Origin of the sequence: Luteimonas sp. MC1572, assembly GCF_016615815.1 — a bacterium.
Lineage (GTDB): Bacteria > Pseudomonadota > Gammaproteobacteria > Xanthomonadales > Xanthomonadaceae > Luteimonas.
The window spans coordinates 1550963-1575442 of the sequence record NZ_CP067112.1; the positions used below are offsets into that span (position 1 = coordinate 1550963).

General features: G+C 68.5%; 17 protein-coding genes. 4 read left to right on the top strand and 13 right to left on the bottom strand.

Annotated elements, in window-relative coordinates:
- The first annotated feature begins 71 nt into the window (after positions 1–71).
- The gene (acnA, locus tag JGR64_RS07040; RefSeq protein WP_199372670.1) at positions 72–2825 is read left to right on the top strand and encodes an aconitate hydratase AcnA; all 2754 of its coding nucleotides are present in this window, start codon (positions 72–74) and stop codon (positions 2823–2825) included.
- Between the two features lie 38 nt (positions 2826–2863).
- Here the strand turns inward: acnA and JGR64_RS07045 are convergent, their stop codons facing one another.
- Positions 2864–3328: a nuclear transport factor 2 family protein gene (locus JGR64_RS07045; protein WP_199372671.1), complete on the bottom strand. Its 465-nt coding sequence runs from the start codon at positions 3326–3328 to the stop codon at positions 2864–2866.
- A gap of 144 nt (positions 3329–3472) precedes the next feature.
- Here JGR64_RS07045 and JGR64_RS07050 point away from each other — a divergent pair, with 144 nt between their 5' ends.
- Both JGR64_RS07050 and JGR64_RS07055 read left to right on the top strand, forming a co-directional pair.
- Positions 3473–5146, top strand: a complete 1674-nt coding sequence (locus JGR64_RS07050; RefSeq protein ID WP_199372672.1) for a long-chain fatty acid--CoA ligase — start codon at positions 3473–3475, stop codon at positions 5144–5146.
- A 184-nt stretch (positions 5147–5330) separates the two neighbouring features.
- Positions 5331–6248, top strand: a complete 918-nt coding sequence (locus JGR64_RS07055; RefSeq protein ID WP_199372673.1) for a crotonase/enoyl-CoA hydratase family protein — start codon at positions 5331–5333, stop codon at positions 6246–6248.
- A gap of 14 nt (positions 6249–6262) precedes the next feature.
- Here the strand turns inward: JGR64_RS07055 and JGR64_RS07060 are convergent, their stop codons facing one another.
- From JGR64_RS07060 to JGR64_RS07080, 5 genes are all read right to left on the bottom strand, one after another.
- A complete protein-coding gene (locus tag JGR64_RS07060; RefSeq protein WP_199372674.1) occupies positions 6263–8410 on the bottom strand; it encodes an ATP-binding protein in 2148 nt (715 codons plus the stop codon).
- A gap of 5 nt (positions 8411–8415) precedes the next feature.
- Complete coding sequence (locus tag JGR64_RS07065; protein ID WP_255531420.1) at positions 8416–9513, bottom strand: two-component system response regulator; 1098 nt, start codon at positions 9511–9513, stop codon at positions 8416–8418.
- A gap of 122 nt (positions 9514–9635) precedes the next feature.
- Positions 9636–11162 (bottom strand): lysine--tRNA ligase, encoded by a 1527-nt coding sequence (lysS, locus tag JGR64_RS07070; protein ID WP_199372676.1) that lies wholly within the window; start codon positions 11160–11162, stop codon positions 9636–9638.
- 49 nt (positions 11163–11211) lie between these two features.
- Positions 11212–12340 (bottom strand): peptide chain release factor 2 gene (prfB, locus tag JGR64_RS07075; protein ID WP_199372677.1). Its coding sequence is split into 2 segments (ribosomal slippage): positions 11212–12264 and positions 12266–12340, totalling 1128 coding nucleotides; the frame shifts between segments, so codons are not numbered across the junction.
- 76 nt (positions 12341–12416) lie between these two features.
- Positions 12417–13322, bottom strand: coding sequence for a LytTR family DNA-binding domain-containing protein (locus tag JGR64_RS07080; RefSeq protein ID WP_199372678.1), 906 nt, complete (start codon positions 13320–13322; stop codon positions 12417–12419).
- A gap of 142 nt (positions 13323–13464) precedes the next feature.
- Here JGR64_RS07080 and JGR64_RS07085 point away from each other — a divergent pair, with 142 nt between their 5' ends.
- Entirely contained in the window at positions 13465–14676 is a 1212-nt protein-coding gene (locus tag JGR64_RS07085; RefSeq protein WP_199372679.1) for an acyltransferase family protein, read from the top strand.
- Between the two features lie 52 nt (positions 14677–14728).
- Here JGR64_RS07085 and JGR64_RS07090 read toward each other — a convergent pair whose 3' ends face one another.
- From JGR64_RS07090 to carA, 7 genes are all read right to left on the bottom strand, one after another.
- Positions 14729–16078 (bottom strand): hypothetical protein, encoded by a 1350-nt coding sequence (locus JGR64_RS07090; RefSeq protein ID WP_199372680.1) that lies wholly within the window; start codon positions 16076–16078, stop codon positions 14729–14731.
- 108 nt (positions 16079–16186) lie between these two features.
- Positions 16187–17857, bottom strand: a complete 1671-nt coding sequence (gene recJ / locus JGR64_RS07095; RefSeq protein WP_199372681.1) for a single-stranded-DNA-specific exonuclease RecJ — start codon at positions 17855–17857, stop codon at positions 16187–16189.
- Between the two features lie 71 nt (positions 17858–17928).
- Positions 17929–18864 carry a phosphoglycerate mutase gene (locus JGR64_RS07100; RefSeq protein ID WP_199372682.1) on the bottom strand — a complete coding sequence of 312 codons (936 nt, stop codon included), beginning with the start codon at positions 18862–18864 and terminating at the stop codon, positions 17929–17931.
- A 22-nt stretch (positions 18865–18886) separates the two neighbouring features.
- On the bottom strand, positions 18887–19348 hold the full coding sequence (gene greA, locus JGR64_RS07105; protein WP_182823687.1) for a transcription elongation factor GreA: 462 nt from the start codon (positions 19346–19348) through the stop codon (positions 18887–18889).
- An 8-nt stretch (positions 19349–19356) separates the two neighbouring features.
- Positions 19357–22602, bottom strand: coding sequence for a carbamoyl-phosphate synthase large subunit (gene carB / locus JGR64_RS07110; protein ID WP_199372683.1), 3246 nt, complete (start codon positions 22600–22602; stop codon positions 19357–19359).
- A 3-nt stretch (positions 22603–22605) separates the two neighbouring features.
- On the bottom strand, positions 22606–23256 hold the full coding sequence (locus tag JGR64_RS07115) for a hypothetical protein (protein WP_199372684.1): 651 nt from the start codon (positions 23254–23256) through the stop codon (positions 22606–22608).
- Positions 23253–24401, bottom strand: coding sequence for a glutamine-hydrolyzing carbamoyl-phosphate synthase small subunit (carA, locus tag JGR64_RS07120; protein WP_199372685.1), 1149 nt, complete (start codon positions 24399–24401; stop codon positions 23253–23255). The genes JGR64_RS07115 and carA overlap by 4 nt, the downstream gene beginning before the upstream one ends.
- Positions 24402–24480: the final 79 nt, after the last annotated feature.

The following is a 24480-nucleotide window of genomic DNA, read 5'->3' on the forward strand; positions in this document are numbered from 1 at the left end:
TGCCTTACGCGTGCCGCCGTAGACTGGTCCACAGACCACTGCCCAGCCAATCCCCCACAAGGAGCCCCGCCATGGCCGATTCATTCGCAACCCGCGACGTTCTCGACGTCAACGGCCGGTCCTACACCTTCGCAAGCCTCGCCAGGCTGGGTCAGCGCTTCGACCTCGCCCGCCTGCCCTACTCCATGAAGATCCTGCTGGAGAACCTGCTGCGGCACGAGGACGGTGGCATGACCGTCGGCACCCACCACATCGAGGCGGTGGCCACCTGGGACCCCAAGGCGGAGCCGGACACCGAGATCGCGTTCATGCCGGCGCGGGTGGTGCTGCAGGACTTCACCGGCGTGCCCTGCGTGGTCGACCTGGCGGCGATGCGCGACGCGGTGACACGCCTGGGCGGCAGTCCCTCGCAGATCAACCCGCTGATCCCGTCGGAGCTCGTGATCGACCATTCGGTGCAGGTGGATGTGTTCGGCCGCGCGGATGCGCTGGACCTCAACGGCAAGATCGAATTCGAACGCAACAAGGAGCGCTACGGCTTCCTGCGCTGGGGCCAGAACGCGTTCCAGGACTTCAAGGTGGTGCCGCCGAACACCGGCATCGTCCACCAGGTGAACCTGGAGCACCTTGCGCGTGTGGTGATGGAGCGTGAAGTCGACGGCGCGCTCTGGGCGTTCCCCGACACCGTGTTCGGCACCGACAGCCACACCACCATGATCAACGGCATCGGCGTGCTGGGCTGGGGAGTGGGCGGCATCGAGGCCGAGGCCGCGATGCTCGGACAGCCTTCGTCGATGCTCATCCCGCAGGTCGTCGGTTTCAAGCTCACAGGCAGGATGCCCGAGGGCGCCACCGCGACCGACCTCGTGCTCACCGTCACCCAGATGCTGCGCAAGCACGGCGTGGTGGGCAAGTTCGTCGAGTTCTTCGGCGAAGGACTGCAGCACCTGCCGCTGGCGGACCGCGCCACGATCGGCAACATGGCGCCCGAGTACGGCGCCACCTGCGGCATCTTCCCGGTCGACGCAGAAGCCGTCCGCTACCTCCGGCTGTCGGGCCGCAGCGAGGAACAGATCGCGCTGGTGGAAGCCTATGCGAAGGCACAGGGCCTCTGGCACGAGGCCGGGCAGCAGGAAGCGACCTACTCGGCCGTGGTCGAACTGGATATGGGCACGGTGAAGCCGTCGTTGGCCGGGCCGAGGCGCCCGCAGGACCGGGTGCTGCTGGAGGACATGAAGGCGAACTTCAACACCAACGTCACCGGCTTCGTGTCGCACCGCGCGGTCGGTTGCGCGGTGCAGGAGCTGGCCACCGAGGGCGGCGCCCAGCCCCAGGCCGAGCGCCTGGCGGCGAAGCCGGTATCGAAGATCCGGATCGCGGATGGCGAACACCAGCTCTGCGACGGCTCGGTGGTGATCGCGGCGATCACGTCGTGCACCAACACCTCCAACCCGGCGGTGATGCTCGGTGCGGGCCTGCTGGCGCGCAACGCGGTGGCCAAGGGCCTCACCGCCGCGCCGTGGGTGAAGACCTCGCTCGGGCCGGGCTCGCTGGTGGTCACCGACTACCTGAAGAAGGCCGGCGTGATGGCTGACCTGGAGAAGCTCGGCTTCTTCGTGGTCGGCTACGGCTGCACCACCTGCATCGGCAACTCCGGCCCGCTGCCGGAGGCGGTGTCGAAGGGCATCGCCGAGAAGGACCTGGCGGTCGCCGCGGTGCTCTCGGGCAACCGCAACTTCGAAGGCCGCATCCACGCCGAAGTGAAGATGAACTATCTGGCGTCGCCGCCGCTGGTGGTCGCCTACGCGATTGCCGGCACGGTCGACATCGACCTAACCAGCGAACCGCTGGGCCAGGACCGCGACGGCAACGACGTCTACCTGCGCGACATCTGGCCGAGCAACAGGGAGATCGGCGACACCATCGCCGCGACCGTGGGTCCGGAACTGTTCGCGCAGAACTACGCCGACGTGTTCAAGGGCGACGCGCGCTGGAACGCGATGGAATCACCCGACAGCGAACTGTATGCCTGGGACGAGGCCTCCACCTACATCAAGAACCCGCCCTACTTCGACGGCATGACGATGGACGTCGGCAGCATCGACGACATCCAGGGCGCGCGCGTGCTGGGCCTGTTCGGCGACTCCATCACCACCGACCACATCTCGCCGGCCGGCAACATCAAGAAGGATTCGCCCGCGGGCGCGTTCCTGCAGTCGCGCGGCGTGCAGCCGGCCGACTTCAACAGCTATGGCTCGCGGCGCGGCAACGACGACGTCATGGTGCGTGGCACGTTCGCCAACATCCGCATCAGGAACAGGTTCTTCGGCGGCGAGGAAGGTGGCAACACCCTGTACTTCGGCAGCACCCCGCCGGCCAAGATGTCGATCTACGACGCGGCGATGAAGTACAAGGCCGACGGCACGCCGCTGGTGGTGCTGGCGGGTGCGGAGTACGGCACCGGCTCGTCGCGCGACTGGGCGGCCAAGGGCACCAACCTGCTCGGAGTGAAGGCGGTCATCGCGCAGAGCTTCGAGCGCATCCACCGCTCCAACCTGGTGGGCATGGGCGTGCTGCCGCTGCAGTTCCGTGATGGCGAGAACGCGGACTCGCTCGGACTCGACGGCACCGAGGTCTTCGACATCACCGGACTCGAGGATGGCCGCTCGCGGTACGCCACCGTCACCGCGCGTAAAGCCGATGGCACCACCAAGGCGTTCCAGGCGCACGTGCTGCTGTTGACGCCGAAGGAAGTCGAGTACTTCCGCCACGGCGGCCTGCTGCACTACGTGTTGCGCCAGCTCGCCGCACACCCAGCGAACTGACGCTGCCGGGCCGGGCATGCGTGCCCGGCCCCGGAAACCTACCCTGCGACCGGCGACCAGTCGGCGCTGGTCATCCGCCACTCGCCATCGACCAGGCGCCAGCCGGTGTCCACCTGCCACGCACGTGCGCTGTCCGGCAGCATCCTGGCGCTCGCGCGCCCGGTCAGCACCACGCTGAAGCGGATCTGCGCGTGGTCGTCCTGCACTGCAACGTCCAGCGGGCCCGTGGTCGCGCCCACGCCGTCGTGGCGCATCAGGTACAACGCCGCCATCCGCCGCGCACCGTCGCGGTCAAGGCCGTCGGGGCCGATGAAATCTTCGGCGAGGAACCCGCGCAGCCCGGCCGCGTCACGCGCTTCGACCGTCTGGAGCAGGCCATTGAAGGCCTCGCGCAGCGCCTGCTCGGGTGGTGTCCTGGCGCATGCGGAAACGGCCATCGCCAGCACCACCAGCATCGTCGCAAGCCACGGCGCGCACGGGCGCCGCTGTCGTCCAACGTGCATCGCAAGCTCCTGTCCAGCGCGTCGCCGCGATCGCGCGCATCATAGCTGCACTGCGCCTTGCCCGGCACGCAAACGCTATGCTCCAATCGGAGCAGGCATGCTGCGGCATCGCGCGTGCCGACACTGCAATCAGGAGGGGAATGCATGAGTAGCACCGAGCGTCCGTGGCTGGCGAACTACCCCGCGGGCATCCCCGCCGAGATCGATCCCGAGGAGTTCCCGTCGATCCACGCGGTGCTCGAAGGCGCCATCGCCAAGTACCGCGACCAGGCCGCGTTCTCCTGCATGGGCGTTTCGATCACCTACGGCGAGCTCGATGAACTCAGCACCCGGTTCGCGGCCTATCTGCTCTGCGAGCTGAAGCTCAAGAAAGGCGACCGCATCGCGATCATGATGCCGAACTGCCTGCAGTACCCGATCGCGACGTTCGGCGCACTGCGCGCGGGGCTGACCGTGGTCAACACCAACCCGCTGTACACCGCGCGCGAACTGCGCCACCAGCTGGTCGACTCGGGAGCGAAGGCAATCCTGGTAATGGACAACTTCGGCCAGGTGGTCGAGAAGGTCCTTCCCGACACCGCCGTGGAGCATGTGATCACCACCGGCCTCGGCGACATGCTGGGCTTCCCCAAGGGCGCTATCGTCAACTTCGTCGTCAAGTACGTGAAGAAGATGGTGCCGGACTACAACATCGGTGGCGCAACGCGCTTCCGCGACGTGCTCAAGGCGGGCGCGCGCCACGCAATGCCGACGGTGGACATCGCGCCCGCGGACATCGCCTTCCTGCAGTACACCGGCGGCACCACGGGCGTTGCCAAGGGCGCCATGCTCACCCATCGCAACCTGGTCGCCAACATGCAGCAGGCGTCGGCGTGGGTGGGTCAGCAGGCGCAGCCCGGCAAGGAAGTGATGATCACCGCGCTGCCGCTGTACCACATCTTCGCGCTCACCGCGAACGGACTGGTCTTCATGAAGTTCGGCGCCAAGAACATCCTGATCACCAATCCGCGCGACATGCCCGGCTTCGTCAAGGAGCTCAAGCGCGAGCCGTTCACTGCGATCACCGGCGTCAACACGCTGTTCAACGGCCTGCTCAACACGCCCGGGTTCGAGGACGTCGACTTCTCCCAGCTGCGCCTGACGCTGGGCGGTGGCATGGCGGTGCAGCGCTCGGTCGCCGAACGCTGGAAGAAGGTCACTGGCGTCACCCTGGTCGAAGCCTACGGGCTCACCGAGACTTCTCCCGCGGCCTGCATCAACCCGATGGACCTGGCCGACTACAACGGTTCGATCGGCCTGCCGGTGCCGTCCACCGATGCCTGCATCAAGGACGAGGAAGGCCGCATGCTTCCTCCGGGCGAAGTGGGCGAACTCTGCATCAAGGGGCCGCAGGTCATGGCCGGCTACTGGCACCGCCCGGAGGACACCGCCGAAGCGATCGACGCCGATGGCTGGCTGCACACCGGCGACATGGCGCGCATGGAAGCGTCCGGGTTCTTCTACATCGTCGACCGCAAGAAGGACATGATCCTGGTGTCCGGCTTCAACGTGTACCCCAACGAGATCGAGGACGTGATCGCGATGATGCCGGGTGTGCTCGAGGTCGCCGCGGTCGGGGTGGCGGACGAGAAGTCCGGCGAGGCGGTCAAGGTTGTCATCGTCAAGAAGGATCCGTCGCTCACGGTCGAACAGGTCAAGGCCCATGCCCGCGCCGAGCTCACGGGCTACAAGCAGCCGCGTTACGTGGAGTTCCGTGACGAACTGCCCAAGACCAATGTCGGCAAGATCCTGCGGCGCGAACTACGCGACGAGGCCTAGTCCAATAATGTGACGGGCGTCACGCAGTGACGCCCCGGGGCGTCCCCTGCCCCTGCCAGTCATGCCTGCCGCTTGCCGGCGGGCCATAAACGGCGCATAGAGTGCCGGCGGGCATTTGAAAACATCCCAGGGCTCCGCCGGTAGGCCCGGCCGGGGGCGCTCTGGCGTACAGGGGGACCTCCACATGACCAACGTAGAACTGTTGCACGGCAACGCCGCCACCGACCTCACCACCCTTCGCATCCAGCACGACCGCTCGAACGACTCGCACTGGTGCTTCATGCACGCCCAGCAGGCGTTCTCGGATCCAACCTACCGCGCCTGCTTCTCGCCGCGCCTGCTGCGCGAGCTGCGCCTGTTCGCCCGCGAGGCGATTGACGGGATCTCGGCCACCGCAGAAGCTGCCGGAACGGGTGTCGCCCTGTCGCACATCGTGCTGGGCTCCGACACCCATGTCTTCAACCTCGGCGGCGACCTCGCGCTGTTCGCGCAGCTGATCCGCGCCCGCGACCGTGACGGGCTGATGCGCTACGCCAGCGAGTGCGTGGACAACATCCACCTCCTGCATTCGCGTCTGCACCCCAGCGCGCACACCATCGCGCTGGTAGAAGGCGACGCGTTGGGCGGCGGGTTCGAACTCGCGCTGGCCTGCCAGACCATCGTGGCCGAGAGCGGCGTGCAGATGGGCTTCCCGGAGGTGCTGTTCGGGCTGTTCCCCGGCATGGGCGCCTATTCCCTGCTCGCGCGCCGTGTTTCGCCGAAGCTTGCCGAAGAAATGATGCTCAACGGCGTCATGTACTCGAGCGACGACCTGCACCGCATGGGCGTGGTGGACGTCCTCGTGCCGAAGGGTGAAGGCGTGCGTGCTGTGCATGAAGTCATCCGCCAGAACCGTCGCATCGCCGCCGCGCGCCTGGCGCTGCATCGCGTGCGCGAAGTCGTGAATCCCGTCAGCCACCAGGAGCTGATGGACATCACCCGCATCTGGGTGGACACCGCGCTGCAGCTCGGTGACAAGCAGCTGCGCATCATGGAGCGGCTGGTGCGTGCGCAACTGCGTCGCCCCGAACCCGAAGCAGACGTGGAAGCCGCCGCCCGCTGAGTCAAGGACCGGGATCAGGCACTCTCGGGGCCGGCGCCTGCGTCGGCCCGCGAGAGGTCCCCGCGATCACGCAGCGCCGTCACCGCCTGCTCCAGCTGCTGACGCACCATCCGCACGATGCCGGTCCATTCGCGCAACAGCCGGTCGGCGGACATGCGCATTCCCTCTGAAGCCGTGTCGGCCAGTCGCACCGCGCCCATGTTGCCGGCCGCGCCCTTGAGCGCGTGGCAGGCATCGCGGAATTCGTCCCAGTTGCCTGCCGCACCGGCCACGTCGAGATCGGCGACGCACTTTCGCGCGTCTCGCGTGCACTCGACGAGGAAGCGCTGCACGAACACTTCGCCCAGGCCCATCTCGCGCAGCTCGTCGAGGATGTGCTGCGAGATCACGCTCTTGTCCATCGCGGCTTGCGCGGACGCATTGGTTGGTTGCGCCACGGGTGCATCGCCCGGGGCGGCGCCATCGGCAATCGCGGCCAGCCGCTCGAGCAGACGCTCCACCATCACCGGCTTGGTCATGAACGCATACGCGCCGGCGCGCTCGCACGCTTCGCGCGCCTCCGCGGTCGCGTCGGCAGTCAGCACGATGAAGGGTGTCCGCTTGCGACCTGCCTCCATGAAACGGGCCTGCTTGAGGACCTCCAGGCCGCTCGCGCCGGGCATGTGCAGGTCGATGATGACCACGTCGAATGCCTGCGACTCCAGCGCGACGAGCACGTCGTCACCGTCATCGACCATCTGCGGGCGATGCCCGGCCTTCTCGAGCAGGCGACGCATCACCATCAGGTTCGCCCCCTGGTCGTCGGCCACCAGGATGCGCATCGGGCGCACGCGCGCACGGTGGCGCACGAACGGGTCGTCGAAGGCGATGACGTTGTCGAGGTTCGCCGTCGAGTCGTCGTGGACCACCGTCGCGAACGGCAGCTCCGCCCAGAAATGCGAGCCGACGCCCGCCTCGCTCTCGACGCCGATGGTGCCGCCCATCTGTTCGGTCAGCGCCTTGGCGATCGTGGTGCCCAGGCCGGTACCGCCATGGCGCCGCGCCAAGCCGGTGTCGACCTGTTCGAACGCGTCGAAGATCTTCGCGATGGATCCGGCCGGGATGCCGATGCCCGTGTCGCGGACGGAGAACCGCAGTTGGACGCTGTCCGCGCCTGCCGACGTCATCGCCACCTGCAGCGCGACACGCCCCGAGTCCGTGAACTTGATCGCGTTGGAAAGCAGGTTCACCAGGATCTGGCGGAGGTGGTTGGAATCGCCGTGCAGGATCTTGGGGATCTCCGCGGCGATATCCATGTCGAACGCCAGGCCCTTGGCCTGCGCACTCGGCTCCAGCATGACCTGCACGCCCTTGACCAGCTCGCGCAGGGCGAAATCGACATCGGTATGGTCGAATTTGCCGGCCTCGATGCGCGAGATGTCGAGCACCTCGTCGACCAGCGCCTGCAAGGCACGCGCCGACGTGCGGATCACCTCGGCGGTGTCGCGCTGCTCAGCGGTGAGCGGCGTCGCCGACAGCAGCTCGGACATGCCGACGATGCCGTTGAGGGGCGTGCGGAACTCGTGGCTCATGTTGGCCAGGAAGCGGCTCTTCGCTTCGTTGGCGGCCTTGGCGGCCTCGGTGGCCTTCACCAGGGCGTTCAGCAGCGAACTCAGGTAGAGCGGCACCGCGACCAGGCCGGCGAGCAGGCCCCAGCCCAGGGGAGCATTGTCTTGCCAGTACGGTGTCGCCAGCAGCGCCGCGCCGAACGACACGACGGCGAACCCGATCGCCGCATACAGCCAACGCGAGCCATAGCGCAGTCCGTTGCCGACGGTGACCCACATGATCACCACGTACAGCCACGCGAGCAGGTCGCCCAGCAGGTACATGCCGATGCCCATCAGGCTGTAGTCGGCAACCATGCCGAGCACGCGGCGCGGCGCGGAAATGCCGGGCCGCGCCAATAGCCAGCCCAGGACGGCGAGCGCGACCACGAACTCCACGGCCAGCAGCTGCTGCGAGAGCAGCAGTGCCTGTGCGACATCAGGGCGACCGCTGACCACCAGCTGCAGGTAGGCCTCCACCACCACCAGCATCAGCAGCCGGACGATCGCCTGCGCGTGTTCGCTGTCGGGGCGGTTTGCCAGGCGCTGCCTGGCCCAGTGCAGGGCGCGTGTCATGTGCGTCAGTCCGCGGCGATCAGCGCTGGCGCAGGCGCGTAGCGCGCGCATGCTTCCTCGATGCGGCCACGGTTGCGCACCAGCGCGTCGACGCAGCGCGGATCGAACAGCGTCCCACTGTGCCCGCTGATGAACTCGAAGGCCTCGTCGATCGTCCACGCACGCTTGTACGGCCGCTTCGACACCAGCGCATCGAACACGTCCGCCACCGCCACGACGCGCGCCTCCACCGGGATCTGCTCGCCGACCAGGCCACCCGGATAGCCACTGCCGTCATAGCGCTCCTGGTGCCGCAGCGCGATGGTCGCACCGGCCTGGATGAAGCGGTTCTGGCTGTCCTTCAGCAGTTCGTGCCCGATCTCCGGATGCCTGCGCATCAGCGCGGTCTCTTCCGCGGTCAGCGGGCCCGGTTTCATCAGGATCGCATCGGGAATCGCGATCTTGCCGATGTCATGGAGCGGCGCGGCGAGTTCGATCACCCGTACCTCCTCCTCCATCATGCCCATGCCGTCGGCGACGATCGCGGCCACGGCCGCCAGGCGCTCGAGGTTGGCGCTGGTGCCGGCATCGCGATACGCGATGGCACGCGCCAGCCGGGTCAGCGTCTCGCGCTCACGCTCTTCGACTTCGTGCATGCTCGACAACAGCCGCTGCTCGAGCGACAGCGCGCGCTGCTTGACAGATTCCGCCTGCTGGCGGAGCTGCAGCAGGTTGCGGCAACGGGCGCGCAGTTCGCGGGGGCGCACCGGCTTGACCAGGAAGTCGATCACGCCGGAGTCGAGCGCGGCCTGCCGGATGGGCTCGTCGCCGACCACGGTGACCAGCACGATCGGCACGTCGCGATGCAGCAGCGGGCGGCGGAAGCGGCGCGCGAACTCGAGGCCGTCCATCACCGGCATGCGGTAATCGAGCAGCAGCAGGTCCGGGCGATTGTCCTCGCACCAGCGCAGCGCCACTTGCGGATCGCCGAAGTCCAGCACCTCGAGCTCCGGGCTGATGTCCTCGAGGATGTGCCGCAGCATGGTGCGTGCGGATGTCTGGTCGTCGACGATGACGATATTCAAATGCGCTGGCTCCCTGACGCTCCCCGATGGTCCGTACACTGGCCTCGCGGTCTCCCGGAGACAAGCAATTCCTGTGCCTTTGCTGCACCCCCGGCAACAGGACCGTCTACCCGAGCATACGTCAGTTGACGCTGGCAGCGGTCAAACGGTGACGCTGGGCGTCACTCGTGGCCCACACCCGCTTCGGGCCGCATGTACGGGAACAACAGTACGTCGCGGATCGACGCCGAGCCTGTGATCAGCATCACGAGACGGTCGATGCCGATGCCCAGGCCGCCGGTGGGCGGCAGGCCCACCTCGAGCGCGCGGATGTAGTCGGCGTCGTAATGCATCGCCTCGTCATCACCGCCGGCCTTGGCTTCGACCTGCGCCTGGAAGCGCGCCATCTGGTCTTCGGGGTCGTTGAGCTCGGAGAAGCCGTTGGCGATTTCCTTGCCGCCGATGAACAGCTCGAAGCGGTCGGTGATGCCTGGCTCGCTGTCGGACTCGCGCGCCAGCGGCGAGACCTCGACCGGGTAATGGGTGATGAACGTCGGCTGCAAGAGGCCGGCTTCGACGGTCTTCTCGAAGATCTCCAGCAGCAGCTTGCCCCAACCGTAGCCGGGCTTCACCGCGACGCGCAGGCGCTCGCAGTGGCGCGCCAGCGCGTCGCGGTCGCGGCAGTCGGCGGCGCTGATCTCCGGATTGAGTTCGCGCACGGCGTCCTCGAGCTTCCAGCGGCGGAACGCCGGCGCGAGGTCGATGTCGTGGCCGTCCCACGCGAAGCGCGTGCCGCCGGCGGCATCGGACGCCACGTCGCGGATCATCGTCTCGGTCAGGTCCATGACTTCGATGTACGTGGCGTAGGCCTCGTACAGCTCGAGCATCGTGAACTCCGGGTTGTGGCGCGTGCTGACGCCTTCGTTGCGGAAGTTGCGGTTGATCTCGTAGACGCGCTCGAAGCCGCCGACCACCAGGCGCTTGAGGTACAGCTCGGGCGCCACGCGGAGGTACAGGTCCAGGCCGAGGGCGTTGTGGTGGGTCGTGAACGGCCGCGCGGTGGCGCCGCCGGCGATGTAATGCATCATCGGCGTCTCGACCTCGAGGAAGCGGCGCGCGTCCAGCCAGCGTCGGAGCGACGAGATGATGCGCGAGCGCGTGACGAACACCTCGCGCGCGTCGGGAGACACGATCAGGTCGACGTAACGCTGGCGATAGCGCTGTTCGACATCGGCCAGCCCGTGCCACTTGTCGGGCAGCGGACGCAGCGACTTGGTCAGCATGCGCAGCGTGTCGGCGCGCACCGACAGTTCGCCGGTGCGGGTGCGGGTCAGGCCGCCTTCGACGGCCACGATGTCGCCCACGTCCCAGCCCTTGAACGCGTCGTAGCGCTCGCCCAGCGTGGAAGCCTGCAGGAACAGCTGGATGCGCCCGCTGACGTCCTGCACCTCGGCAAACGCCGCCTTGCCCATCACCCGCTTGGCGACCATGCGCCCGGCCAGCGCGACGCGCCGGCCGGTGGCTTCCAGCGCCGCGGCATCCCAGGCGTCGCCGTCGGCGTACTCGGCCTGCAGGTCGCCGGCATGCTCGGTGCGCCTGAAGTCGTTGGGAAACGCCACGCCCTGCCCGCGCAGGGCGGCGAGTTTGCCGCGACGCTCCGCGATCAATGCGTTTTCGTCGGCGGGGGCGGGACTGGCGGCGTGGGTCATGGCGTTCTTTGCTGGAGGGGGCATTGTGTGCCCCGGATGGATGGCGCGATCAGGCGGCGTCGGTGCGCTTGGAGCCGGCTTCGAGGCCGGTCTTCAGGCTGGCCTCGATGAACTCGTCGAGGTCGCCGTCCAGCACGTTCTGGGTGTCGGAGCGCTCGATGCCGGTGCGCAGGTCCTTGATGCGGCTCTGGTCGAGCACGTAGTTGCGGATCTGGCTGCCCCAGCCGATGTCGGACTTGGTGGCTTCCAGCGCATCCTTCTCGACGTTGCGCTTCTGCACCTCGAGTTCGTACAGCTTGGCGGCGAGCATCTTCATCGCGGTGTCGCGGTTCTGGTGCTGGCTGCGCCCGGTCTGGCAGGCGACCACGGTGTTGGTCGGGATGTGCGTGATGCGCACCGCCGACTCGGTCTTGTTCACGTGCTGGCCGCCAGCGCCTGACGAGCGGTACACGTCGGTGCGCAGGTCGGCCGGGTTGATCTGGATGTCGATGTCGTCGTCGACTTCCGGCGACACGAACACCGACGTGAAGCTGGTGTGGCGCCGGTTGTCGGAGTCGAACGGCGACTTGCGCACCAGGCGGTGCACGCCGATCTCCGTCTTCAGCCAGCCGTAGGCGTATTCGCCCTCCACGCGGAACGTGGCCGACTTCACGCCGGCGACGTCGCCGCCGCTGACTTCCATGAGCTCGGTCTTCCAGCCGCGCTGCTCGCACCAGCGCAGGTACATGCGCAACAGGATCTCGGCCCAGTCCTGGGCTTCGGTGCCACCGGCACCGGCCTGGATGTCGACGAACGCGTTGGCCGAGTCCATCTGTCCGGAGAACATGCGCTGGAACTCGAGCTTCTCGACCTGCCCGGCCAGGCGCTCGACGTCGACCACCACCGCGTCCGCGGTGTCGTCGTCGTTCTCGTCTTCGGCCAGGTCGAGCAGCTCGGCGGCACCGACCAGTCCGTCGGTCATGTCGCGGATGCCATTGACGGTCTTGTCCAGCAGCGAGCGCTCGCGCCCCAGCGCCTGCGCGCGGGCGGCGTCGTTCCAGACGTCGGGATTCTCGAGTTCGCGCTCTACCTCTTCGAGGCGTTCGCGCTTGGCATCGTAGTCAAAGAAACCCCCTGAGCGAATCCAGCCGGCCCTTGAGGTCGGCGATGCGCTGGCGGACGGGATTGAGCTCGATCATGGCGGCAGGATGAAGGTTCAGGTGGCCGCACATTCTAGCTGGAACGACCGCTGCGGCCGACCCGGCCGCCGGCAGCTCAGGCTGAACCGATGCCGCGACCTTCACTCGCGCCCTGCCACACGGCGTCGCGATACCGGCGACTGATGGGCAGCAGGGTGGCGTCCTGCAGGTGGGCCCGGGCATCGCCGCTGTCCAACGGCTCGATCGACGCGATACGGTCGATATTGACGATGTAGCTGCGGTGGATGCGCACGAACCGGGCCGGATCCAGCTGCGCCTCGATACCGCCGATGGTGCTGCGCAACGGGTAATCGTGGCCGCGGACGCGCAGGTTGACGTAGTTGCCCGACGCCTGCAGCCATTCGACATCGTCGGCCGCGATCAGGAACTCGCGGCCGAGCTTGCGCACCAGGAAGCGCTCCGGCCGCGCGACCGTACCCGGCTGGGCGACATCGTCGGGGGTACCGAGGACGCTCGCCTCTCCCTGCAACCGTCGCAGCAACAAGCGGTATCCGTGGAGCAGCAGCACCATGCCGATGAACGTGCGGACGTCCTTGGAATACTCGTACAGCAATTCAGAGGGCCAGTCGCCGAAGTCGTAGCTTGCGCCCCTGGCGGCATACACCAGCTTGCGAATACCCACCATGAGCGCCACGTGGGTGAGCGACCAGGCGACGCTTGCTCCCAGGTACCCGGGAAGCCTGCGCCGCCACGTGTCCATGTGCAGCGGCCAGCGGCGCGTGAACCACAGCACTGCGGGCACCAGGACCAGGCTCGCCAGCGCACTGCTCCACGACCAGGTGGCTGGTTGCCACCAGTCCAGCGGCACGCCGAGGCGCTGGTGGTCGGCCCACTCCTCATAGCTGCCGCCAATCGCGCCCAGGCAGCAGCTCACCAGCCAGTAGCCGATTTCGAAGGGCCGACGATGTTGCAGGTAGGCATTGGCCGGATCCACGGCCACTTGCGGAGTGATGACGTGCATGCCGGCATGGTAACGGGAGGGCACCCGTTGTTCGTCCCTGCCCTCCACCATTGGTCACAAAATCCGGCGGGCCATCACCCGGGACGGGCCTGTGCGGCATGGGCCGGCTACGGTGCGGCGATCCCAGAGAAAGGCCTGACCGATGCCACGCCGACATGACATCGACGCCCTGCGCGTCGCCGCGTTCGCGATCCTCATCCTGTACCACGTCAGTGGCGTGTACCAGGTGGATTCCGATTTCCATATCGCGAGCAGCTATCGCCATGAATGGCTGGACTACGTCCGGATCGTGTTCAACCGCTGGCGCATGCCATTGCTGTTCGCCATCTCGGGGATCGCCATCGGACTGTCACTGCCGGGGCGAGGGCTGCCGGGATTCGCGCTGCGGCGAAGCCTGCGCCTGTTGCTGCCGTTGGCGTTCGGAATGCTCTTCATCGTGTCCGTGCAGGCCTATTGCGAAGGCGTCGCCAAGGGCACGCTGGAACCCGGCTTCCTGCGGTTCCTCGGACGCTACCTCCAGGTGCGCCCGTGGCCGGAAGCCGGTTTCAGTGGGGCGGAGTACGGCATCACATGGAACCACCTCTGGTACCTGGCGTATCTGTGGGTCTACAGCATGGCGCTGCTGGCGTTGACCCCCCTGCTCGATTCGCGGCCCGGCACGCGGCTGGCGGCCTGGCTGGCGCGTCCGCGCCACGGGGCCCTGATGCTGCTGCCGGCCGGCCTGTTCTTCGGCTACCTCGTGGTCCTGGCCCCACGGTTTCCCCCGACCCACGCACTGGTCGGCGACTGGTACCTGCATGCGGAGTACTTCTCGGTGTTCCTGTTCGGCTACGCCATGGCGCGGCAGGACGCGTTCTGGACGCGGCTGCAGGACCTGCGCTGGCCGATGCTGGCGGTCGCGGTCGCCGCCATCTGCGTCGAACTGCTCCTGAAGGCGGCCGGGCAATACCTTCCGGCCGGCGACATACCGCCGGCGCTTGCGCACCTTCCCTGGGGCCGCATCGAACGCGGCGCGCGGGCGGTCTACATGTGGTCGACTCTGCTGGCGATCTTCGCCTGGGGCCATACGCTGCTCAACCGGCCCATGCGCTGCCTGCCCTATGCCTCGGAAGCCGTGTATCCCTGGTACATCCTGCACCAGAGCCTGATCGTGCTGGTGGCGTACTGGTTGATTCCATTGCGGCTGGGTGCGTGGCTCGAACCTGCGCTTGTGACGCTCGCCACCATCGGCGGATGCCTGCTGCTGCACGAATTCGTGATCCGCCGCGTGTCTCTGCTGCGCCCCCTCTTCGGGCTCAAACCCGAGCTCAGCTGCGGGCGGACCGCCACTCCCGTCGCCGCAACGATTCGCTGATAGTGGCTGCCTTTCCGACGGGGGTTCACCGGAAAGGCAGCCGATGCAGCGCTCAGCGACGCTGGACGTGCACCCGGTAGCGGCCACCCTGGCCACCCATCGCCGATGATGCTTCCAGCACGTAGTCGCCTGCCTTGAGCGCGTGCGCGATCCGCGCATCGAAACCGCCGCCGCCATCGTCGTCCTCCGCCAGCGGCTCGCCGCCCTGCAGCAGCCTGAGGTGGGAGTCGACGCCGTCGCCCGATGCCATTTCGATGATGTAGCTGCCGGGGCGCGCGATGCGGAGGGTGTAGCGGTCGGTCATTCCCGGCAGCAGCGTGGCGTCGCGCGCCCGTCCAACTTCCAGGCTTCCGCCGCCGGCATCAGCGGGCACCGGCGACAGCCGTGCCGCCAGCGTGAACAGCCCTGCCCCGCCCTGCACGTTGAACGCGGAGGCGCGCACCGCGTAGTCGCCGGGTTCCAGCACCGTTGCGATGCGGGCGTCGAGGCGGTCGCCACCATCGTCGTCCTCGATCAGGACCCCTTCACCCGTCAGCTGCAGGCGCGAGTCCAGCTCCGGGCTGCGCATGTCGAGCGCGAGCAGTTGCCGCTCCGCCACGCGCAGGCGATAGGTCACCGGCTGCCCCTGGTAGAGCGCGGTGAGGTCCGTGCCCGGGACAAGGTCGCCGTCGGTGGCCACCTCGATGCCGGCCGGCAGCTCGCGCTCGGCGACGGAGAGCTCGTACTGCCCGCCCGCCTGGCCGTTGTAGCCGGACGCGACCAGGGTGTAAGTCCCGGGCGCCAGGCGCGCGGTCAGCTGCGAGTTGCTGCCATCCGCATCGTCGCTGCCCAGCGACAGGCCGTTGCCCTCGAGGCCCAGCACGGTATCGAACTCGTCCGACGCCATGCGCACCGAGTACATGCCTTCGCGCTCGATGCGCAGCGGAATGCGCTTGCTGCCGTCCAGCCAGTCGGTGATGGATGCGCCGCTGGCCAGTTCGCCGCCGCCGTAGACCTGCAGCTCCGACGACGCGAGCGTGAATGGCCCGTACGCGGAGGCGTCGCTGCCGCTCACCGCGAGCACGTAGCGGCCTGCGCGCGATGCGCGCACGGCAAGCGTGGCCGTCTCCGACTCGCCGGACGAGGTGCGCAGCAACTGTCCATCGAGGTATAGCGACAGCTGCGCGCGCAGCGGGCCTTCGACCACGAAGCGCACGCCCTGGTCGGCCTTCAGCGCGACGCTGAACAGTTCGCTGCGCGTGCCGTCGCGCCAGTTGAGCATGTCCGCGCTGGTGATCTCACCGCGCAACTGTTGCCCGGGTGTGATCGAAGTGGTGGCGGGGTCCGCCGCCATGGCCGCGGTGCTTGCCAGCGACAGGCCCATGGCGACGGCCAGCACCAGCGTCTTTGTCTCGTTTCGCATGCAGGGAATCCTTGGATGTTCCGTGGCAGACGCCGCGTCTGGCCCGGTCGCGCCATCGGATTATGCGAGCGGGGCGTATTCAGCGATAGCCCGCAACGCGCTGCAGGATCAGCAGGCTTCGAGGTGTTCGACCACCAGCTGGATGGCATCGCCGCCGCGGTAGTCGTCCGGTGCCAGGCGGTAGGCCAGGCGCGCACGCGCCGGCGGCGCTTCGCCGCGCCAGGCCCCGAAGTGGATCGCGGCAATCGTCGTTCGCAGGCCCGCCACGCCAAGCGTCAGCTTGAGGTGGCGTTCGCCGACAACGCGCCAGTCGCGCACCTCGAACTCGCCATCGAACAGCGGCTCGGGGAACCCCTGCCCCCAAGGCCCGCCGTCGCGCAGGGCTTCGGCGTGGGCGCGGTCGAACTCGCCGGGCGCCAGCGCGCCGTCGCTGTCGATGACGGCCAGCAGCGCGCTGGCGTCGAGCATGGCTTCGGCGTGGGCGTGGAAGGCCGCTTCAAAAGCAGGCAGGTCGGCGAGGTCGAGACTCAGCCCCGCCGCCATCGCGTGGCCACCAAACTTCGCGATCAGGCCGGGATGGCGGGCGTCGACCGCCGCCAGCGCATCGCGCACATGGAACCCTGGAATCGAGCGCGCCGATCCGCGCAGGCTGGTGCTGCCCGCCTCCGCCGGCGCGAAGGCGACCACTGGCCGGTGCAGGCGCTCCTTGAGCTTCGACGCCACCAGGCCGACGACGCCGGGATGCCAGCCGGCGTCGAACGCGCACACCGCCGCGCGGCCGCCGCCGTCATGGCCGTACGCGTCGAGCGCATCGGTCGACAGGGCCAGCTCGGCTTCGTCCAGCATGGTCTGCTGCACCACCCTGCGTTTGCGGTTGATCGCGTCCAGGCGCTGCGCAAGTTCGCGTGCGCGCTCGGGCTCGTCGCACAGCAGGCATTCGATGCCGAGCGCCATGTCTTCCAGGCGCCCGGCGGCGTTCAGGCGGGGCGCAACGGCATAGCCGATATCGCCCGCCCCCAGCGTGGCGGCCTGGCGCCCGGCGACTTCGATCAGTGCATTGAGTCCCGCGCAGCCGCGGCCGGCACGCAGCCGGCGCAGGCCCGCCGAGACGAGGGCGCGGTTGTTGGCGTCGAGCGGCACCAGGTCGGCGACGGTGCCGACCGCCACCAGGTCGAGCAGCGTGGACAGGTCGGGGCCGTTTCCACCCAGTCGGCCTTCCGCGCGCAGGCGCGCGCGCAGCGCCAGCAGCACGTAGAACATCACCCCAACGCCGGCCAGCGATTTGCTGGCAAAGCCGTCCCCGGCGCGGTTCGGATTGACGATGGCGTGTGCGGCGGGCAGGCGTTCGCCCGGCAGGTGGTGGTCGGTGACCAGCACCTGCCAGCCCAGGGCGCGCGCGGCATCGATACCGGCGTGGCAGGCAATGCCGTGATCGACTGTGACCAGCAGGTCGGGCTGCAACGGTGCAAGCTCGGCCACCAGCGAGGTCGACAGGCCGTAGCCGTGCGCCACCCGGTTGGGCACCGCGTGCAGCACCTCGCGCGCGCCGAGCATGCGCAGCCCGCGCACCGCGACCGCACACGCCGTGGCGCCGTCGCAGTCGAAATCGCCGACCACCAGGATGCGGTTCCCGGCAGCGATGGCGTCGGCCAGCAGCGCGGTAGCGGCATCAAGATCGAGCATGCCCTCGGGCGGCAGCAGGCCGGCCAGGCGCGGGCGCGCGCTGTCGACGTCGTGCGCGCCGCGCGCGGCGTAGATCCGCTGCAGCAGGGGCGGCATGTCCGCCGGCCAGGCGGTCGCCACGCCCGGCGCGACGGGAGCGGGTCGTCGCCGGATACTGCGCACCGCGCTCAAGCGGCGGGCCACGCGGCGCCGCGGCGCCACACGCGCAGCGCATGCCAGCGCCGCAGGCGCAGGCGCCAGCCGTCGCCATCGTCGAGTTCCAGGGCGTCGATCGCGCCGGCCCGCAGCGCGTCGAGCGCGGGTTGCAGCCAGTCGCGCTCGATCCACTGCAGGTCACGCGTGCCTTCGATGTCATACACGCCGGCGTCCGGCGTGAACCGCGGCGGCAGCGCCGTGCCGCGCCCGCTGGCGGCTGCCAGCGCACGCGCGGTGTCGTCATCGCTGAAGCCGTGCGTTCCGCCCACCACGCCGCCTCCTTCCACCACCGGCGGCAACGCGCCGCCGCCCCAGAACCAGAGCGCGTTCACCGGGGACTGTCCGCGCGCCGCGCGCCCGGCGTTCCAGGGATGGTTGTGCAGGGTCACCTGCACTTCGTTGGCCAGCGTGCGCCAGCGCCGGCCTTCGGGGCTGGTATCGAGGTGCTCGAAGATGTCTTCGCCCAGCGCGTCACCGGGATCGGAGAACGCCGGGATTTTCGCCTCGCGTGGCAGGCGCAGGTACCAGCGCGACGGGTGCGGCGCGTCGAGCGTGAAGCCGGCATCGCCGAACAGCGGCCGCAACGCGGGCAGCAGCGCTTCGCAGTCGGCAGCGGTGAGCGCCAGCGCTTCGCCGTGGGCCATCAGCCGCACGCCGTTGATGTCGGGGCGCAGCCAGGCCGGATCGGCACGCAGCCAGGCCGCGCCTTCGGCATCGCCGACATCCGCCTGGCGCGACAGCGCCGCGATCGGCCAGCCCTGCCCGACCAGCGGGAAATGCCGCAGCAGTTGCGCACGCCGCCCGGGGTCGCCGGCGGCGAGGCGGTCGCCGCGCGCCAGCATCGCCGCAGTGCCCTTGGACAGGCGCTGCCGCCCCAGCCGCGCGGCGGCCGGGAGCAGCAGTGTCACGGAGGCCGGCGCCATCGCCGGATCAGCCGTAGCTGACGGAAACGATCTCGTACTCGACTGTGCCGCCGGGCGCGTCGATGCTGACTTCGTCGCCCTCGTGCTTGCCGATCAGCGCACGCGCCACCGGCGAGGAGATCGCGATCAGCCCGAGCTTGATGTCGGCCTCCAGGTCGCCAACGATCTGGTAGCGCTTTTCCTGGTCGGTCTCGACATCCGCCAGCACCACGGTGGCGCCGAACACGACCTTGCTGCCCACGTCGAGCGTGGCGATGTCGATCACCTGGGCGTGCGACAGCTCGCCCTCGAGCTGCTTGATGCGACCCTCGATGAAGCCCTGCTGCTCGCGTGCGGCGTGGTACTCGGCGTTCTCCTTGAGATCGCCATGCGCGCGCGCCTCGGAGATCGCATTGATCACCGCGGGCCGCTGCACCGACTTGAGTTCCTCGAGCTCGGCGCGAAGCCGCTGCGCGCCCTGCGCGGTAATGGGGGGTCTCATGCCTGTTTCAGTTCCTCATGCAGTTCGTGCAGGGCCCACACCGGACCCGTGCCGCGATATTCCAGAGAGTGCAGCAACGCCCGCGCACCGGCAATGGTGGTCGAGTACGTCACGCGCTGCTGCAGCGCCTCGCGCCGGATGGAGAACGAATCGGAGATCGCCTGCCGTCCTTCGGTGGTGTTCACGATGTAGGCGATCTCGCCGTTCTTGATCAGGTCCACCACGTGCGGGCGGCCCTCGATCACCTTGTTGACGACGTCGCACGCCAGCCCGTTCTGCTGCAGCCACTGCGCCGTGCCGCGCGTCGCGACCAGGCTGAAGCCGCGCTCGAGCAGCGCCTGCGCCACCGGCAGCACGCGCTGCTTGTCGGGGTCGCGCACCGAGAGGAACGCCTTGCCCGCCTCCGGCGCGCGGATGCTGGCCGCTTCCTGCGCACGCGCGAACGCGGCACCGAAGCTCCGGCCCACGCCCATGACCTCGCCGGTCGAACGCATCTCCGGGCCGAGGATCGGGTCCACGCCCTGGAACTTGGCGAACGGGAAGATCGCCTCCTTCACCGAGTAGTAGTGCGGAATCACCTCGGTGGTCGCGCCCAGCTCGGCAAGCGTCTTGCCGGCCATGCAGCGCGCCGCGATCTTGGCCAGCGGGATGCCGGTGGCCTTGGACACGAACGGCACCGTGCGCGAGGCACGCGGATTCACTTCCAGCAGGAAGATCACGTCCTCGCCGTCCTCGCCCGCCTGCACCGCGAACTGGGTGTTCATCAGGCCGACCACGCCCAGCGCACGCGCCAGCTGCGCAACCTGGTCGCGCAGGCGCGCCTGGGTCTCCGCGGACAGCGAGTACGGCGGCAGCGAGCACGACGAATCGCCCGAATGCACGCCGGCCTCTTCGATGTGCTCCATCACGCCGCCGATCAACACCGCGCCGTCCTTGTCGGCAATCACGTCGATATCGACTTCCACGGCGTTGTCGAGGAAGCGATCCAGCAGCACCGGCGAATCGTTGGACACCTTGACCGCGTCGCGCATGTAGCGCGCGAGGTCTGCGTCGGCATGCACGACTTCCATGGCGCGACCACCGAGCACGTAGCTCGGGCGTACGACCAGCGGGTAGCCGATCTCGCGCGCCAGCAGCAGCGCCTGTTCGGCGCTGCGCGCGGTGCGGTTGGGCGGCTGCTTCAGCCCGAGCGTGTCGACCAGCTTCTGGAAACGCTCGCGGTCTTCTGCCAGGTCGATCGAATCCGGGGAGGTGCCGATGATCGGCACGCCATTGGCTTCCAGCGCGCGCGCGAGCTTCAGTGGCGTCTGCCCGCCGTAATGCACGATCACGCCCTTCGGCTTCTCCAGCTCGACGATCTCGAGCACGTCCTCCAGCGTCACCGGTTCGAAATACAGGCGGTCGGAGGTGTCGTAGTCGGTCGAGACGGTTTCCGGGTTGCAGTTGACCATGATGGTTTCGTAACCATCCTCGCGCAGCGCCATCGCAGCGTGCACGCAGCAGTAGTCGAACTCGATGCCCTGCCCGATCCGGTTCGGTCCGCCACCGAGCACGATGATCTTGTCGCGGCCGGTTGGCTCGGCTTCGCACTCGTCCTCGTAGGTCGAATACATGTAGGCGGTGGTGGTGGCGAACTCGGCGGCGCAGGAATCCACGCGCTTGTACACCGGGCGGATGCCGAAGGCGCGGCGCAACGCGCGGATCGCTTTTTCCTCCACCTGCACCAGCTGCGCCAGGCGCGCGTCGGCGAAGCCCATGCGCTTGAGCGCGCGAAGGCGTGCGCCATCGAGCGCATCGACGCCGCGCGTGGCGACCTCGCGCTCGGCGGCCACGATGTCTTCCATCTGGTCGAGGAACCACGGATCGACCCACGACAGCGCATGGACGTCCTCGACCGACATGCCGGCGCGGAACGCATCGGCGATGTGGAACAGGCGCTCCGGCCCCGGCTCGCGCAGCTCGCGCTTCAGCACCACCAGGTCGTCCTCGCTCGCAAGATCGAGGCCGGTGGGGTCAAGCCCGACCTTGCCGGTCTCCAGGCTGCGCAGCGCCTTCTGCAGCGATTCCTGGAAGGTGCGGCCGATCGCCATCACCTCGCCCACCGACTTCATCTGCGTGGTCAGGCGGGCATCGGCCTGCGGGAACTTCTCGAACGCGAAACGCGGGATCTTGGTCACCACGTAGTCGATGCTCGGCTCGAACGACGCCGGCGTGCGGCCACCGGTGATGTCGTTCTTGAGCTCGTCGAGCGTGTAGCCCACCGCGAGCTTGGCCGCGATCTTGGCGATCGGGAAGCCGGTGGCCTTGGACGCCAGCGCGGACGAGCGCGACACGCGCGGGTTCATCTCGATCACCACCACGCGGCCGGTTTCGGTGTTGATGCCGAACTGCACGTTGGAGCCGCCGGTGTCGACGCCGATCTTGCGCAGCACCGCGATCGAGGCCTGGCGCAGGCGCTGGTATTCCTTGTCGGTGAGCGTCTGCGCGGGCGCGACGGTGATCGAGTCACCGGTGTGCACGCCCATCGGGTCGAGGTTCTCGATCGAGCAGACGATGATGCAGTTGTCCGCGGTGTCGCGAACCACCTCCATCTCGAATTCCTTCCAGCCCAGCACCGATTCCTCGACCAGGATCTCGCCGACCGGCGACAGCTCGAGGCCGCGCTTGGCGATCTCCTCGAACTCTTCCTTGTTGTAGGCGATGCCGCCGCCGCTGCCGCCGAGCGTGAAGCTCGGGCGGATGATCGTCGGATAGCCGACCTTGGCCTGGGTGGCCACGGCCTGTTCGAACGTGCGCGCCACTTCGGCCTTCGGGCACTCCAGCCCGATCTCGGCCATCGCCACGCGGAACAGCTCGCGGTCCTCGGCCATCATGATGGCTTCGCGCCTGGCGCCGATCAGCTCCACGCCGTACTTCTCGAGCACCCCGTGGTCGGCGAGGTCCAGCGCGCAGTTCAGCGCGGTCTGCCCGCCCATGGTGGGCAGCAGCGCGTCCGGGCGCTCCTTCTCGATGATCTTCTCGACCATCTGCCAGGTGATCGGTTCGATGTACACCGCGTCCGCGGTATCCGGGTCGGTCATGATCGTCGCCGGATTGGAGTTCACCAGGACCACCCTGTAGCCCTCCTCCCGCAGCGCCTTGCAGGCCTGCGCGCCGGAGTAGTCGAACTCGCACGCCTGTCCGATGACGATCGGGCCCGCGCCGATGATGAGGATGGTCTTGAGGTCGCTTCGCCTTGGCATTGCTTATCCCAGGATTGCTGAAGTGGGCACCTGGCAGGTGTCCAGTGACTTGATCATCAGCTGGGTGACGATGGACGCCCCCAGCTGGTAGCCGCTCTTTTCGTTTTCTTCGGCCGAGCGCGTCGCGTCGATCGCGTCGCCCATGCCCGCGGCCTCGCGCAGCGCGGCATGCTTGGGATCGGTCATGACGGTCATGAACGAAAGCAGCTGCGCGGGGGTCGAACCGGCAAGAACCGCATTGCTGTCGCCGCCGCCCTCGGTCGCGGCGCCTTCCATCACCAGGCGCCCGAACAGCACGCTGGCTCCGCCTTCGAGCAACGCGATGTCGCCGCGCACGCGCGATGGATGTGCCGAGGCATACGCCGAGGCGTCAGCGCGCTTGGCGCGGCGGTAGCCGGCCGAGGAAAGCTCCCCGCGCATGCAGGCCAGCTGCTCGGCCGTCACTGCGTCCGGTCGCTCCTGCATCGGCCACGTCGGGTCCTGCTTGGCAATCGCGTCGAACACGTCGCCGATCGGCATCATCTCCACCAGCAGTCCGGCCAGGCGATCGATGTCACCGGGCGCGACGTTCTGGGCGTGCGCGGCGGGCGCAAGGCTGGCGAAGCCCAGGCACAGCGCAAACAGTACCGGGGAACGCGGGTTGCGCAGGCTCATGCACGGGACTCCTTGTGGGTTTCGCTGCGCGCGGCCATCGCCGCGATGAAGCGGTCGAACAGCGGCGCGACATCGTGCGGGCCGGGCGCGGCCTCCGGATGTCCCTGGAAACTGAAGGCAGGCGCGTCGGTGAGTTCGAAGCCCTGGTTGGTGCCGTCGAACAGCGAGCGATGGGTGACACGCACGTTGGCGGGCAGCGAGGCCTCGTCGACGGCGAACCCGTGGTTCTGCGAGGTGATCATCACCCGGCCGGAGTCGAGGTCCTGCACGGGGTGGTTGGCGCCATGGTGGCCATTGGGCATCTTCACCGTGCGCCCGCCGACGGCCAGTGCGAGCAGCTGGTGGCCAAGGCAGATGCCGAACGTCGGCACCCCGGCGGCGAGGCAACCGCGGATCGCCTCGATCGCGTAGTCGCAGGGCGCCGGGTCGCCGGGGCCGTTGGACAGGAACACGCCGTCGGGGCGCAGCGCGAGCGCTTCCTCGGCGGTCGTGCGCGCCGGGAGCACGGTCACGTCGCAGCCGCGTTCGGCGAGCATGCGCAGGATGTTGCGCTTCACGCCGTAGTCCCAGGCAACCACCTTGAAACGCGGTTCCGCCTGCGTCCAGTCGCCGCTGTCGAGGTCCAGCTGGCCCTCGCGCCACTGGTAGCGCGCGGGCGTGCTGACCACCTCGGCCAGGTCCATGCCCTTCAGGCCCGGGAATTTGCGCGCGGCTTCGATGGCGCGGGCGGCGTCGATCTCGCCGGCCATCACCGCGCCGTTCTGCGCGCCGCGTTCGCGCAGCAGCCGCGTCAGGCGACGGGTGTCGATGCCGGCGATGGCCACCACGCCGCGATCGGCGAGCCACTCGGGCAGCGCGACCTGGCTGCGCCAGCTGCTGGGACGGCGCGGCACGTCGCGCACCACCAGCCCGGCCGACCAGACGCGCGCGCCCTCGTCGTCCTCGGCGGTGCAGCCGGTGTTGCCGATGTGCGGATACGTCAGGGTGACGATCTGGCGCGCGTACGAGGGGTCGGTGACGACCTCCTGGTAGCCGGTCATCGCGGTGTTGAACACCACTTCGCCGACGGAAAGCCCGGGCGCGCCGATGGAGACGCCTTCGAAGACGGTGCCGTCTTCAAGCGCGAGGATTGCAGGTGGGGTCACGAAGGTCGCCTACGTGGGGTTGCAGGAAGCCGCCAGCACCGGCGGAAACCGGCGCCGGGACATGTGAATCAGGCGAGCG